Annotated in this window: 12 protein-coding genes and 2 pseudogenes; 7 read left to right on the forward strand and 7 right to left on the reverse strand. The window is 61.6% G+C overall.

The annotated features are described in order from the left end of the window. Positions 1 to 8 precede the first annotated feature (8 nt). The 4 genes from U5775_RS04610 to U5775_RS04625 form a co-directional block, all read right to left on the reverse strand. Positions 9 to 1,676, reverse strand: coding sequence for a bifunctional 3-(3-hydroxy-phenyl)propionate/3-hydroxycinnamic acid hydroxylase (locus U5775_RS04610; RefSeq protein WP_322056941.1), 1,668 nt, complete (start codon positions 1,674 to 1,676; stop codon positions 9 to 11). Positions 1,677 to 1,747: 71 nt separating this feature from the next. Next, positions 1,748 to 2,809 (reverse strand): maleylacetate reductase, encoded by a 1,062-nt coding sequence (locus U5775_RS04615; protein ID WP_322057187.1) that lies wholly within the window; start codon positions 2,807 to 2,809, stop codon positions 1,748 to 1,750. A gap of 19 nt (positions 2,810 to 2,828) precedes the next feature. Beyond that, complete coding sequence (locus tag U5775_RS04620) at positions 2,829 to 3,134, reverse strand: Dabb family protein (RefSeq protein ID WP_322056942.1); 306 nt, start codon at positions 3,132 to 3,134, stop codon at positions 2,829 to 2,831. Continuing rightward, the gene (locus tag U5775_RS04625; protein WP_322056943.1) at positions 3,131 to 4,015 is read right to left on the reverse strand and encodes an intradiol ring-cleavage dioxygenase; all 885 of its coding nucleotides are present in this window, start codon (positions 4,013 to 4,015) and stop codon (positions 3,131 to 3,133) included. The genes U5775_RS04620 and U5775_RS04625 overlap by 4 nt, the downstream gene beginning before the upstream one ends. 119 nt (positions 4,016 to 4,134) lie before the next feature. On the opposite strand from U5775_RS04625, the gene U5775_RS04630 reads away from it, so the two are divergent. The 3 genes from U5775_RS04630 (at position 4,135) to argG (ending at position 7,778) form a co-directional block, all read left to right on the forward strand. After that, positions 4,135 to 5,058 carry a LysR family transcriptional regulator gene (locus U5775_RS04630; RefSeq protein WP_322056944.1) on the forward strand — a complete coding sequence of 308 codons (924 nt, stop codon included), beginning with the start codon at positions 4,135 to 4,137 and terminating at the stop codon, positions 5,056 to 5,058. 279 nt (positions 5,059 to 5,337) lie between these two features. Beyond that, positions 5,338 to 6,243, forward strand: a complete 906-nt coding sequence (locus tag U5775_RS04635) for a transporter (protein WP_322056945.1) — start codon at positions 5,338 to 5,340, stop codon at positions 6,241 to 6,243. 197 nt (positions 6,244 to 6,440) lie between these two features. After that, positions 6,441 to 7,778, forward strand: a complete 1,338-nt coding sequence (argG, locus tag U5775_RS04640; protein ID WP_322056946.1) for an argininosuccinate synthase — start codon at positions 6,441 to 6,443, stop codon at positions 7,776 to 7,778. Between the two features lie 165 nt (positions 7,779 to 7,943). Here argG and U5775_RS04645 read toward each other — a convergent pair whose 3' ends face one another. From U5775_RS04645 to U5775_RS39405, 3 genes and pseudogenes are all read right to left on the reverse strand, one after another. After that, positions 7,944 to 8,252 carry a hypothetical protein gene (locus U5775_RS04645; RefSeq protein WP_322056947.1) on the reverse strand — a complete coding sequence of 103 codons (309 nt, stop codon included), beginning with the start codon at positions 8,250 to 8,252 and terminating at the stop codon, positions 7,944 to 7,946. A 33-nt stretch (positions 8,253 to 8,285) separates the two neighbouring features. Beyond that, the gene (locus tag U5775_RS04650) at positions 8,286 to 9,194 is read right to left on the reverse strand and encodes a LysR family transcriptional regulator (protein WP_322056948.1); all 909 of its coding nucleotides are present in this window, start codon (positions 9,192 to 9,194) and stop codon (positions 8,286 to 8,288) included. 196 nt (positions 9,195 to 9,390) lie between these two features. Next, a pseudogene (locus U5775_RS39405) lies at positions 9,391 to 9,882 on the reverse strand (hypothetical protein); the annotation flags it as partial. On the opposite strand from U5775_RS39405, the pseudogene U5775_RS04660 reads away from it, so the two are divergent. The 4 genes and pseudogenes from U5775_RS04660 (at position 9,776) to U5775_RS04675 (ending at position 13,097) form a co-directional block, all read left to right on the forward strand. Continuing rightward, positions 9,776 to 10,276 (forward strand): annotated as a pseudogene (locus tag U5775_RS04660) (epoxyqueuosine reductase QueH). The pseudogenes U5775_RS39405 and U5775_RS04660 sit on opposite strands and share 107 nt — an antisense overlap. Positions 10,277 to 10,448: 172 nt before the next feature. Continuing rightward, positions 10,449 to 11,432, forward strand: coding sequence for a DUF1852 domain-containing protein (locus U5775_RS04665; RefSeq protein WP_322056950.1), 984 nt, complete (start codon positions 10,449 to 10,451; stop codon positions 11,430 to 11,432). A 26-nt stretch (positions 11,433 to 11,458) separates the two neighbouring features. After that, positions 11,459 to 12,487: a methionine synthase gene (locus U5775_RS04670; RefSeq protein WP_322056951.1), complete on the forward strand. Its 1,029-nt coding sequence runs from the start codon at positions 11,459 to 11,461 to the stop codon at positions 12,485 to 12,487. A gap of 130 nt (positions 12,488 to 12,617) precedes the next feature. Further along, the gene (locus tag U5775_RS04675; protein WP_322056952.1) at positions 12,618 to 13,097 is read left to right on the forward strand and encodes a flavin reductase family protein; all 480 of its coding nucleotides are present in this window, start codon (positions 12,618 to 12,620) and stop codon (positions 13,095 to 13,097) included. Position 13,098: the final 1 nt, after the last annotated feature.

Here is a 13,098-nt window from a genome sequence, read left to right on the forward strand (position 1 = left end):
GTCCTCGCTCACGAGGCCCGCACGCCGGCAACGCCGGATTCGGCGTTGGCGTTGGCCGCCTTGGGCAGCCAATGCAGCTTCTCGCGCAGATCGTCGACGAGCGCACCGAGTTCCCGCATATCGGCGACCGCGCCGAACACGACGAAATCCGGCCGGCTGATGTAGGCCGCCACGCCGTGCGCGTCCATGAACGCCTGCTGATCGCCTTCGAGGTCGACAATGGCATCGCGCCCGTTCGGATTGTCGGACAGGACTGCGAAATGACCACCGAGCTGCGCGATGAATGCTAGCTGGCCTGCATCGAGATGGCGCGCCGGATGCTCGCGCGCGACGATCTGGAAGCCATAGCCGACAACATCGTCGAGCCGGCCTTCCGCCGCGCCCTGGCGCACCCGTCCCTGAGGCGCGGGAATGCCCGTTGCCGGCAGCAGCGTGCCGTCGGCCTCGCGATGCACGATACCGTGCTCGACCTTCGGGAACGGCGGCATGGGCGGCACCTTGCCCGTGCGAAACGCCGCGTCGCGCTCGGCGACCTTCTGCGGGTCGTCTTCGTTGACCACCTGGCCGAGAAACAGCGACATCTGCATGATCGCGTTCACGTGCGGCTTGCGTTCGGCCTCGTAGGTGTCGAGCAATGCCGGCGCCGCGCGCCCGCTCAACACCAGATCGAGCTTCCACGCGAGATTGATCCCGTCGCGCATGCCCGAGCACGCGCCTTGCCCCATGTACGGCATCATCGTGTGCGCGGCGTCGGCGGCAAGCAGCACGCGCTCGTCGCGCCAGCGCTCCGCCATGCGTGTCTCGAACGTATAGACGACGTGGCGCAGCATCTTCAGATGCGCCGGCCCGTATCCATAGCGCTCGTGCAGCCATTGCCAGCCCGCTTCCTCGGCTTCCCAGTCGGACGTCGCTTCGCCGGGCAGCACGCGCAGTTCGAAGCGCGTGCGCTTCGTGCCGATCGGCATGTGCATATAGGCGCGCGCCGGATCGCAAAAGATCGTCGTGGTCGCGCACGCGGAGCCCAGGTCGGCCAGGTTCTCGGAGTCGAGATTGAGCCAGCGCTCGTTATAGCCGAAATCGTTGCGCTCGATGCCGAGCGTGCGGCGCACCACGCTGTTCGCGCCGTCCGCGCCGATGGCGTAGCTAACGTGGAAGGTGCGCGGCGGTTCGGTCCATTGCGCGTCCTGTGCGCCGCGCCACGGATGCGCCGAGAGCACCACGCCGTCGCCCGTCTGCTTCAGCGTCTCGACCTCCCAGCCGCGCAGCACGGTCACGTTCCGGTAGCCGCTCGCGCGCGCGTCGATCGCGTCTTCGATATCGGGCTGATAGATCGAGATGTGCGCGGGGTAGCCGCAAGCGCGCCCGGTCCAGTTCAGTTCGAGCAGCAGATCGCCGGCGGCGTCGCGGTAGTGATAGCTGTCGACGGGCATCGCGTTGCGCAATGCCTGCTCGACGTCGCTGCTCGCCTGCACGATGCGCGCGGTCTCGCCGTCGATGTGCGTGAGGCGCGGCAGCCCGTAAGGCGTGGGCCAGCGCTCGATGACCACGACCCGGTAGCCGGCGCGCCCGAGCATGGATGCCGCGACGAGGCCGGTCGGGCCATAGCCGATCACGGCCACGTCGTAGTGCTCGGCGGCGCGCTCGCCGCCCTGGTTCAGATTCGATTCCGGCTTCATTGAGTGTCTCCTTCGCTATCGGTTGTTTGTTCGGCTGTTTGTTCATTGCACCTGTGCGGCGCAGCGTTATTTCAGTGACGGCGCGGCGGCACGCCATCGAAGGCGTCCTGCAACAGCGCGCGCAGCGCGGGGCGCTCGATGGGCCGCGGGTTCCAGTATGGATTCGCAACAGCGATATCGGCGGCGCGGTCCAGGTCGGCTTCCGCCATGCCGATCGACTTCAGCGCGACGGGCGCGCCGTTTTCGCGCGCGAGATCGTAGAGGCCGCGCGCGGCGTCGTCGGCTCCGATGGCGCGCGCGATCCGCTCCATCGCATCGGGCGCGTGCGCGGCGTTGTAGGCGAGCGCGTGGGGCAGCACGACGGTGTGCGTCTGCGCGTGCGGAAGATTGAAGCTGCCGCCGAGCGTGTGACACAGCTTGTGATGCAGCGACATGCCGACGTTGCCAAGCACCGTTCCACACAGCCACGCGCCATAGAGCGCGTCGCTGCGCGCACCGAGGTCCGCCGCGTCGCGCCGCACGCCGGGCAGGCCTTGCGCGAGCGCGCGTATGCCTTCCTCGGCGATCAGGCTCATCACCGGATTCGCGTCGTGCGCATAGAGCCCCTCGGCCGCGTGAGCGATGGCGTTGATGCCGCTCGTGACGGACAATTCCGCGGGCAGCGTGACGGTCAGCTCGGGGTCGTAGATCACCGTCTTCGGCAGCACGCGCGCATCGGTGCCGGTGCGCTTGAGGCCCGCTTCGGTGACGCCGTAGATCGGCGTCATCTCGCTGCCCGCGTAGGTGGTCGGAATCGCGAGGATCGGCAGGTGGCTTTCAAGCGCGATCGCCTTGCCGAGCCCGATCGTCGAACCGCCGCCCACCGCGATGGCGCAATCGGCGCCGCACGCTTGGGCGAATTCGCGCGCGTCGCGGGCCACCTCGATCGGCACATGCATCGCGGCCTGGTCGTAGAGTCCGACCGCCCGTGCGCCGACCCGGTCCGCCACCGACTGGGCAAGCGCGCGTTGCTCAGGTGTGCAGAGCACCAGCGCGCGATTGGCGCCCAGCTCCAGCACTTCGCGTTCGAGATGGCGCAGGCTGCCCGCGCCGAAAATGACGCGGGCAGGACGCGCCTTGTAGACAAATTCCATCATGGCTCTCATGAACTCTTCAGCATTCGATGACGTAATCGACCTGGTGACGCGCGATCCGCAAGCCGTCGAGCGCTTCGCGCACCTCAGCATGCGCCGGATGCGTCGCGTAGGCGTCGAGCGCCTCGCGCGACTGGAATTCGGCGACCAGCACGAGATCGCAGGCATAGTCGACGCGGCTGATATCGACGCCGATCTCGAGGCCAGTCATGCCGGGAATGCGCGCGCGCAATCCTTCGAAAGCGGCCTTCACGCGCAAGCGCGTGTCGGCACGTTGCTGCTCGGTCTCGCCCGCGACCCGCCACATGACGATGTGCCGGATCATCGGCTGTTCCCTTCGGGATTCAGCACGAAGTCATAGTCGAGCGTGTAATACGGCGTGTCGATGCGCGACCCGTCCGGCGCCGTGCCGGGCGCGTGCCGAACCCATTGCGCCACCAGCGTCGAGCGAACGCCGAAGACCGCGTCGGAGTCGAGATAGCGGTCGCCGTCGCGGAACACATGCGTGATCAGCGTCTCATGGCCCGGCGCCTGAACCATGAAGTGCAGGTGAGCGGGGCGCCACGGGTGGCGGCCGAGCGCATCGAGCAGCGCGCCCACCGGGCCATCGTGAGGAATCGGATACGGCTCGGCTAGGATCGAGCGAAACCCGAAACGGCCGTTGGCGTCGGTGCGCAGCTTGCCGCGCGCGCGATGGGCAAGGGCGCCGTCCTCATCGGGCGCCATCTGCACGTCGTAATGGCCGTCCTCGTCGGCCTGCCACACTTCGAGCAGGGCGTTCGCGACCGGCGCGCCGTCGATCGAGCGCACCTGTCCGCTGACGAAGCACGGCTCGCCACTCGCGCCGTTCGCGATGTCGTCCCAGTGCCCGAACTCCGGACTGTCCTTGACATAGAAGGGGCCGAATACGGTCGCCTCGGTGCAGCCGTCGGGCTTGGCGTGATTCTGCGCGGTCACGAGCGTGGAGAGGCCGAGCACATCGGACAAGAGGATGAACTCCTGGCGCTTGTCGTCGGTGATATGGCCGACCGCGGTCAGGAACGTAATCGCGGCCTCCCATTCGGCTTCCGTCAGCTTCGTTTCGCGCGCGAACGAGTGCAGATGCTGCACGAGGCTCGTGATCACCATCTGCAGTCGCTCGTTGCGGCACTCGCAAAGCGACGCAATCACGGCCTGCGTGATCGTGTCTTCGTTAAGGTTGCGCATGCGCTTGTCTCCGGGATGTCGTTTCAAGATGCGTTCGGGTAAGATTAATTCCCTCTTGCAGTGGAAGAAACCCGGAAAAGTGAAGTTCTGTTCTCCGCCAGGTGGAGAAATAGAAGGTTATGGACAAGTGGACCCAGATTGAATTCTTCATACAGGTCGCCGAGCTGGGCAGCCTGTCGAAAGCGGCGGAGCGGCTCGACATGTCGAGCGCGGCGGCGAGCCGCTGCCTCAATGCGCTCGAGGACCGGCTGGCCGTGCGGCTCGTCGAGCGGACCACGCGGCGGCTGTGGCTGACCGATGCCGGGCGCGAGTACCACCGCCGCTGCGTGGCGATCATGGCCGAAATGGCCGAGGCCGATGCCGCAGTCAACGAAGCCGCCATTAATCCGAGCGGGACGCTGCGGGTGACCGCGTCGGTGTCGTTCGCGTCGCTCTATATCGCGCCCGCGCTGCCCGAATTCCACAAGCGCTATCCGGACCTGAGCGTGCAGATCGTCGCGGCGAACCGCTATCCGGACTTTATCGAGGCCGGCATCGACGTGGCGATCCGCACGCGCGAGCACGAGGCCGATTCCAGCATCACGGTCCGCAAGCTGGCCGAGACGCGCCGCGTGCTGGCCGCGGCGCCGGGCTACCTGGCAAAGCGCGGCATCCCCGCCACGCCCGATGCGCTGTGCGACCACGACCTGCTCGTGTACAACCTCGCCAACGATCCCTACGTGCTGCACTTCCGGCGCGACGCGAAGAAACAGTCGGTCGCCGTCAAGAGCGTGCTCGACGCGAACGAAGGGCAGGTGATCCGAGCGGCCGCGCTAGCCGGCCTCGGCATACTGATCCAGCCGCTGTACATCATTCATGGCGACATCGTCGCGGGCAAGCTCGTGCCCATTCTCTCCGACTGGCGTCTGCCCGCGCTCACGATCAACATCGCCTACCAGAGCCGCCGCCATCAGCCCGCGAAAATCCGCGTTTTCACGGAGTTTCTGATTCAGCGCTTCGAGCAACTCGGGCTCGCGCGCAAGTGGAATGAAATCGCGCCATAGCGGCCAGATGTGATGCAGGGGCGGCGACCGCCATCGAGGTCGCCGCGCATACCCCGCGCCTCCCCCCCGCGCACTTTAGGCGACTGACTCCCCCCGCATTCCTGACCTGAGCGGAGAACTGTTCTTCCCGCAGAAGCTTTTTCCTCCATGGCGCTCGCTTTACATTGCGTCGGCATCGAACGGTTTAAAAACGTTCCGATGAAGTCAGTCAGGACTACCAGGCGCTGATGCCTGGCGACCGACAAACACAAGACCAACGACTACCCGGCCTGGAGACTCATGACCTATTCCTTCCCGCGCCTGCTCGGCGCAGGCCTCGTCGCGTGCGCGATCGCGGCGCCTACGCACGCCACCGAAAATGGACAGATCAGCTACCCGCTCGGCGTCAATACCGTGCTGAACGGCCTGCTTCCGCCACCGGGCGCGACGCAGTATTTCAACTACTCGCTTTATTATTCGGCCAACAAGTTTGCCGGCGCGGACGGCAACAGCAGCGTGCCCGGCTTCCATTCGAGCGTGGTCGCGGAAACGCCGCGCGTGGTGCATACGTGGGGAGCGACAGCCGGGCCGTTCACGATCTCGAGCAGTGCGATCGTGCCCATGTTGTATCTGCATCTCTCGACGCCGGGCGGCACGGGTAACAGAACGGCGCTCGGCGATGTCATTCTCGAGCCCTTGATGCTGGGCTACGCGAATCCGTCCAAAACCCTGTTCGCGTTCTTCTCGCCATCGTTCGCGGTTCCCACTGGCGCTTATTCGGTCAACCGGATCGCCAATACGGGGCTCAACACCTATGCGTTCCTGCCGTATTTGAGCGTGACGTGGTTCCCGCAGCACGACTGGGAGATTTCCACGACGGCCTTGCTCGAAATGAACTCGCCGAATCACGCGACGCAATACCACTCGGGCGCCGTCGCGGTTCTCGACTATTTGATCGGTTACTCGTTGAATCAGCGGCTGCAGGTCGGCGTGCAGGGCACGCTGCTCAAACAGTTCACGGACGACACGCAAGACGGCGTCGAGGTGGCCGATGGGTTCCGCGGCCAGTCGGTCGCGATCGGGCCGCAATTGCGCTACATGTGGGGGCCGGCATCGGGGATCGTCGTGAAGTATCAGCGCGAGTTCGCGGTGCGCAATCGTCCGCAAGGCAACAAGCTCTGGGTGCAGTTCAGCTTTCCGCTGTAGGGGGAGCGGCATCGCGGAATTTGGGGTGCGATCGACAGAGGCCCGGCCCGGAGGGGCCAAACCGGGCCGGATTCGCCCCAAAACGCAGCCCAAAACCGATTTCCAGACACGATTTCTGTCGGACCCAGGGGGCCGGGCCCTGCGCATCGGATAAACTATGCGCCTGGTCTATGTCCTCCATTCAACGGGTTTTGTCGATGAGTACGATTCTTGAAAGTGTTCCGGTCGGTCAAAAAGTAGGTATTGCGTTCTCGGGTGGTCTCGATACCAGCGCCGCGCTGCACTGGATGCGCAAGAAGGGCGCCGTGCCGTACGCCTACACCGCCAATCTCGGCCAGCCCGACGAGGACGACTACGATTCGATCCCGCGCCGCGCGACGGAATACGGCGCCGAAGGCGCCCGCCTGATCGACTGCCGCGCCCAGCTCGTGGCCGAAGGCATCGCGGCGCTGCAAAGCAGCGCGTTCCATGTCTCGACGGGCGGCGTCACCTACTTCAACACCACGCCGCTCGGGCGCGCCGTGACGGGCACGATGCTCGTCGCCGCGATGAAGGAAGACGGCGTCAACATCTGGGGCGACGGCTCGACCTACAAGGGCAACGACATCGAGCGCTTCTACCGCTACGGCCTGCTCGTCAACCCCGATCTGAAGATCTACAAGCCGTGGCTCGACCAGCTCTTCATCGACGAACTGGGCGGCCGCGCGGAAATGTCGGAGTTCATGCGCCAGTCGGGCTTCGCGTACAAGATGTCGGCGGAAAAGGCCTACTCGACGGACTCGAACCTGCTCGGCGCGACGCACGAGGCCAAGGATCTGGAAAGCCTCGAATCGGGCATCAAGATCGTCAACCCGATCATGGGCGTGGCGTTCTGGCGCGACGACGTCAAGGTCGACCGCGAAGAAGTCACGGTGCGCTTCGAGGAAGGCCAGCCGGTCGCGCTCAACGGCAAGACCTTCACGGACCCGGTCGAGCTGCTGCTCGAAGCGAACCGCATCGGCGGCCGTCACGGTCTGGGCATGAGCGACCAGATCGAGAACCGCATTATCGAGGCGAAGAGCCGCGGCATCTACGAAGCTCCGGGCATGGCGCTGCTGCACATCGCCTATGAGCGCCTCGTCACCGGCATCCACAACGAAGACACCATCGAGCAGTACCGCGAGAACGGCCGCCGCCTCGGCCGTCTGCTGTACCAGGGCCGCTGGTTCGATCCGCAGGCGATCATGCTGCGCGAAACGGCGCAGCGCTGGGTCGCGCGCGCGATCACGGGCGAGGTGACGCTCGAACTGCGCCGCGGCAACGACTACTCGATTCTGAGCACGAAGTCGCCGAACCTGACGTATCAGCCGGAACGCCTCTCGATGGAGAAGGTTGTTTCGACGTTCTCGCCGCGCGACCGGATCGGCCAGCTGACGATGCGCAATCTCGACATCACCGACACGCGCGACAAGCTGCGTGTGTATGCGCAAGTCGGGCTGCTCACGCCGGGTGAGGCTTCGGCGCTGCCGCAGATCAAGGGCGAAGAGAAGAAGTAAATCGACTGGTGGATTGCGCGGCCTTTTGCTGGGCCGTTGCGGTCTGCGAGTGGTGAATCCCCGCGTTGCCGGCCGTTCATGATGAACGGTTGGGAGCGCGGGGATTTTTTGTTTTTGGGGGAATTTTGCGGAGAGGCGGATCGAGCGGATCGCGTTGCGTCGCGCTCAAAACAGACCTTCGCGACGCACGCGGCCGAAATGGACCGAGGTGAAAACCCCCATCACGAGCACGCCGACGAGCAGCGCCGCGCTATCGGCGTTCACGCCCGGCGCGAACGGATAGTGGACCAGCAGCGCGAGACCGATCAATGCGTTCAGCAAGCCCCACAGGAAATTGACCAGCGGCGACGATGGCCCCTTGCCGTGCGGCGTCGAGAACGGAGAAGGGAACACCTCGCCGCGCAGCCCCGCGGTGAGATGGGGCATCGCGTTGCACAGGAAGGCGCCCGCGAAAAAGATCGCAACGAAGCTCATGGTTAGTCCTGCCAAAGAATGGAGAAACGGGAGTCAGCGCCCTACGCGCGGCGTTTGCCAGTTCGACTCCCGCGCGAATTCCACGAATGCATTCAGGTAATCGACCACGGCATCGTCCTCGCGCGTGCCGAGGAAAATCTGCTTGGCGATGCCCTGTTTGCCGAGCTTGACGATGGCGAGCGGCATGCGGTCCGCGTATTCTTCCGCGAGCCATTTGGGCAGCGCCGCCACGCCACGATGGCTCGCGACCATCTGCAGCATGATGTCCGTCGTCTCGATCGTTTTGTGCCGCCGCGGAACGATGCCGGCGGGGCGCAGAAACTGGTTGTAGATGTCGAGCCGGTCGGTTTCCACGGGATAAGTAATGAGCGTTTCGTCGACCAGTTGTTCCGGTTTCACATAGCGCTCGCCTGCCAGCCGATGATTTTCCGCGACCACGAGCACCTGCTCGTAGTCGAACACCGGCTCGAAACGCAGGCCGGGGCGGTTGAGCGGATCGGGCGTCACCAGCACGTCGATGTCGTAGCCGATCAGCGCGCCGATCCCGCCGAACTGGAAGCGCTGCTTCACATCCACATCCACATCGGGAAAGCGCGCCAGATACGGCGAAACGACCTTGAGCAGCCACTGATAGCACGGCGCGCATTCCATGCCGATGCGCAGCGTGCCGCGCTCGCCCGCCGCGTACTGCTTCATGCGCTCCTCGGCGAGTTCGAACTGGGGCAGAAGCCGCTCGGCGAGCGAGAGCAGATACTGGCCGGCCTGCGTAGGCCGCAGGCTGCGCCCCTCGCGGTGCCAGATCGGGGTGCCGAGCTGCTGCTCGATTTTTTTGACCGTGTGGCTCAACGCCGATTGCGTGAGGAAAAGCGACTCCGCGGCCGCGGTGAGTGAGCCCTGACGGGCCACTTCGCGAACGATGACGAGATGAACGCGCTCGAGCATGGAAAAGGATAATGAAGGAAACTAATGGACGGATGGGATAATGCCATTTTTCTTCATCGACGATAAGGCCTGGGAGCGCTGGGATCGCACTGCCAGGGAGCGTGGACCGACCATTGGGCGGTTCTTGCTTTGGCCGGAGTTCTGAGGGAAGGTCCAACATTTCAGCGGCCACCGCGGCAGCGCGCACGACAGCCTGTTCCGGTACGAAAACGTAAAATCGCCAGAGATCGGCGTAGTGATCCTGCAATGCGCCGATTTCTCCGGACGCTTCATTTTCCCGGTCATTCAGCAGTTCAACGCCGCGAATCGTTTCGACGGGCGCCGTCGCTTCCTTCATCATCGTGAGCGCCGGACAGTAGACCACGACGTCAGCGAAATCGAGCCCCAGTTGACCGGCCAGTTCAGCTTCGAGGTGCGCACGCGTGCTGGCTGACGAGTGATACCGGGCGACCCATTCCGTCCTCAGGCCGGCCGGCACGCTGCGCCCCGAAACCACATATCCGCGTTTCAGCAAGTTTCGCCCGCTGGTCCGCTGGGCGAGTGCGGTCGCACTGGCAATGCCACAACGTTCGAGCCGCGTCATGACATCAACCGATAACCGTAAGCCCCTCCCACTGCCTGGCGGCCAAAGCAAGGTGCTGCTGCACTCATGCTGCGCGCCGTGCTCCGGCGAAGTCATGGAAGCCATGGTGGCGTCGGGCATCGACTTCACGATCTTTTTTTATAACCCCAATATTCATCCGCGCAAGGAATACGAACTGCGCAAGGATGAAAACATCCGCTTTGCCGAAAAGTTCGGCATTCTCTTCGTCGATGCCGATTACGACCGCGATAACTGCTTAACTGGTTCGAACGCGCACGCGGGATGGAGAACGAGCCGGAGCGGGGCATCCGCTGCACCATGTGCTTCGACATGCGCTTCGAGCGAGATTAGCAAGCGAGAAAACTTCTATCAGCAAGAGTATTGCGGCTGCGTCTACTCGCTACGCGACACCAATCAGCATCGCCTGGAAAGCGGCCGGGAGCGCATTCAGCTGGGCGTGAAGTTCTACGGCCACGACGACTCCACAGTCCAATCGTGAGCTTGCCATGGCGCGGGCTACATGTGACTTGCTCGCCGCTAGCAAACCATGAAAATGGCTAATGGTTGCATGAAATCAATTCATTTTTATTCATGAATGGCCTGGCATAAAATTCTGAAAATGCACGAAGTAACTGCAGCTTCTACATCAGAATTCAGGTTGCCAGATCACAATGAGTAAAGATTTCACATTCGCTATCAAGAGCATTGGTTTCGATGAAGACTATCGTCCTTCAGACAATACGCGTATAACGACCAATTTTGCTAACCTGGCTAGAGGAACGAGTCGCCAGGAGAATTTGCGCAACACCTTCAGGATGATCGACAATCGTTTCAATGCGTTGGCGCATTGGGATAACCCTGAAGGCGATCGTTATACCGTCAAGCTTGAAATAATTTCCGTCGAGATGAATATTGATGGTGAAGGCAGTGGTAACGCACTTCCCTTGATCGAAATATTGAAAACGAATATTTTTGATCGAAAAACTGGCGAGAGCATTGAGGGCATTGCAGGGAATAATTTCTCCTCTTACGTGCGGGATTATGATTTTAGCGTGCTATTGCTGGAGCACAACAAGAATCAGCCTGGGTTCAGCACCCCAGATAACTTTGGCGACCTGCACGGAAAGCTGTTCAAGTGCTTCGTGAATTCAAGCGCCTACACGGATAATTTCAAGAAACCGCCCGTCATATGCCTCAGTGTTTCGAGTAGCAAGACCTATCGTCGGACGGAAAATCAGCATCCTGTATTGGGCGTTGAATACGAGCAAGATGAATATTCGTTAACCGATGAATATTTCAAGAAAATGGGGCTGAAGGTTCGCTACTTCATGCCTCCGAATAGTGCTGCGCCTTTGGCTTTTTATTTTTCCGGCGATCTGCTGGGTGATTACACCAATCTTGAGCTGATCAGCACCATCAGCACGATGGATACCTTCCAGAAGATTTACCGGCCGGAAATTTACAATGCGAATTCGGCAGCAGGAAAATCCTATCAGCCCAGTTTGAAGCACCAGGATTTTTCGCTGACTCGAATTGTCTACGATCGAGAAGAACGTAGCCGGCTGGCTATTGAACAGGGAAAGTTTGTTGAAGAGCAGTTTATCAAACCCTACCAGGCTGTTCTTGAGCAGTGGTCTGCTAACTACGCTCTTTGACTAATCAAAACGCAAGGTCATCTATTGTGAAAAAATTGCTACCCACTTCAACTGCTGGCAGCTTGCCTAAGCCCTCCTGGCTCGCCGAACCCGAGAAACTTTGGTCGCCGTGGAAACTGCAGGATGAGGGATTGCTCGAAGGCAAACAAGATGCGTTGCGTCTGTCGCTGCAAGAACAGCAACACGCCGGCATTGATATCGTCAGCGATGGCGAGCAAACGCGCCAGCATTTTGTGACCACGTTTATCGAGCACCTGGACGGCGTCGATTTCGAGAACCGCAAGACCGTCAGAATCCGCGATCGCTATGACGCAAGCGTACCGACGGTCGTGGGTGCCGTTGCCCGCCAAAAGCCGGTCTTTGTCGAAGATGCCAGGTTCTTGCGTCGGCAAACGAAGCAACCCATCAAATGGGCGCTGCCCGGCCCGATGACGATGATCGATACGCTCTATGACGATCACTATAAAAGCCGCGAAAAACTGGCCTGGGAATTCGCCAAAATCCTGAATCAGGAAGCGAGAGAGCTGGAAGCTGCCGGGGTCGATATTATTCAGTTCGACGAACCCGCATTCAATGTGTTCTTTGACGAGGTGAATGAGTGGGGCGTTGCCACGCTGGAAAGGGCTATCGAAGGGCTTAAGTGCGAAACGGCCGTCCATATTTGCTATGGCTATGGCATCCAGGCCAATACGGACTGGAAGAAGACGCTCGGGTCGGAGTGGCGGCAGTATGAAGAGGCTTTCCCCAAGCTGCAAAAGTCCAGTATCGGCATGGTCTCGCTGGAGTGCCACAACTCTCACGTTCCGATGGAGCTCATCGAGCTTATTCGCGGCAAGAAAGTGATGGTGGGGGCCATTGACGTGGCGAGCAATACCATTGAAACGCCCGAGGAAGTCGCCAATACGCTGCGAAAAGCACTCCAGTTTGTCGATGCCGACAAACTCTATCCTTGCACCAACTGCGGCATGGCTCCCCTGTCTCGCGCAATAGCGAAAGGCAAGCTGGAAGCCTTGAGTGCAGGCGCGGAAATCGTCCGAAGCGAACTCTCGAACTAATTCTGAGGCGGAAAATGGCCGTCGTGAGCGGCTCGCGACGGCCAGACGCGGAGGGCCTTCCTTAACCCTTTCGAACTGCACCCAGTATCTAGTCCCTACTATGTCACTTTCCAGTACCGCTATCGAGCCATTGAGCTTTCGCGAAGCGCTCGGGCACTACGCATCCGGTATCACGGTCATTACATCGCCCGTCGATGGCGAGCCGATTGGCTTCACTTGCCAGTCGTTCTATAGCGTGTCGATGAATCCGCCGCTGGTGTCGTTCAGCGTCATGTCCAGTTCGGCCAGCTATCCCAGGATTCGCCAGGCAGGTCGATTCGCAGTCAATATCCTGTCCGATGAGCAAGTCGAGATTTCCAACCAGTTCGCCCGGCGAGGCGCGGACAAGTGGCACGGCGTCGAATGGCAGGAATCGCCGCTGGGTAATCCGGTCATTGTCGGCAGCCTTCACTGGCTGGATTGCGAAATTTACGCCGAACACGCCGCAGGTGATCACCTGATCGTGATTGGTGAAGTGAAAGCGTTAGACCTGCAAGAAACGGCTGCCACGCAACCATTGCTGTATTTCAAAGGCCAATATCGTAACATCGCCGCGCATGGCGCGGTTTGAG

It is taken from the genome of Paraburkholderia sp. J63, assembly GCF_905220245.1.
Taxonomy (GTDB): domain Bacteria; phylum Pseudomonadota; class Gammaproteobacteria; order Burkholderiales; family Burkholderiaceae; genus Paraburkholderia.

Excerpts from the sequence above, each read along its gene's own strand:
- U5775_RS04615 (WP_322057187.1), bottom strand. The coding sequence starts at position 2,809 with ATGGAATTTGTCTACAAGGCGCGTCCTGCCCGCGTCATTTTCGGCGCG.
- U5775_RS04630 (WP_322056944.1), top strand. The coding sequence starts at position 4,135 with ATGGACAAGTGGACCCAGATTGAATTCTTCATACAGGTCGCCGAGCTG.
- U5775_RS04650 (WP_322056948.1), bottom strand. The coding sequence starts at position 9,194 with ATGCTCGAGCGCGTTCATCTCGTCATCGTTCGCGAAGTGGCCCGTCAG.
- U5775_RS04625 (WP_322056943.1), bottom strand. The coding sequence starts at position 4,015 with ATGCGCAACCTTAACGAAGACACGATCACGCAGGCCGTGATTGCGTCG.
- U5775_RS04665 (WP_322056950.1), top strand. The coding sequence starts at position 10,449 with ATGAGTAAAGATTTCACATTCGCTATCAAGAGCATTGGTTTCGATGAA.
- U5775_RS04645 (WP_322056947.1), bottom strand. The coding sequence starts at position 8,252 with ATGAGCTTCGTTGCGATCTTTTTCGCGGGCGCCTTCCTGTGCAACGCG.
- argG (WP_322056946.1), top strand. The coding sequence starts at position 6,441 with ATGAGTACGATTCTTGAAAGTGTTCCGGTCGGTCAAAAAGTAGGTATT.
- U5775_RS04635 (WP_322056945.1), top strand. The coding sequence starts at position 5,338 with ATGACCTATTCCTTCCCGCGCCTGCTCGGCGCAGGCCTCGTCGCGTGC.
- U5775_RS04610 (WP_322056941.1), bottom strand. The coding sequence starts at position 1,676 with ATGAAGCCGGAATCGAATCTGAACCAGGGCGGCGAGCGCGCCGCCGAG.
- U5775_RS04620 (WP_322056942.1), bottom strand. The coding sequence starts at position 3,134 with ATGATCCGGCACATCGTCATGTGGCGGGTCGCGGGCGAGACCGAGCAG.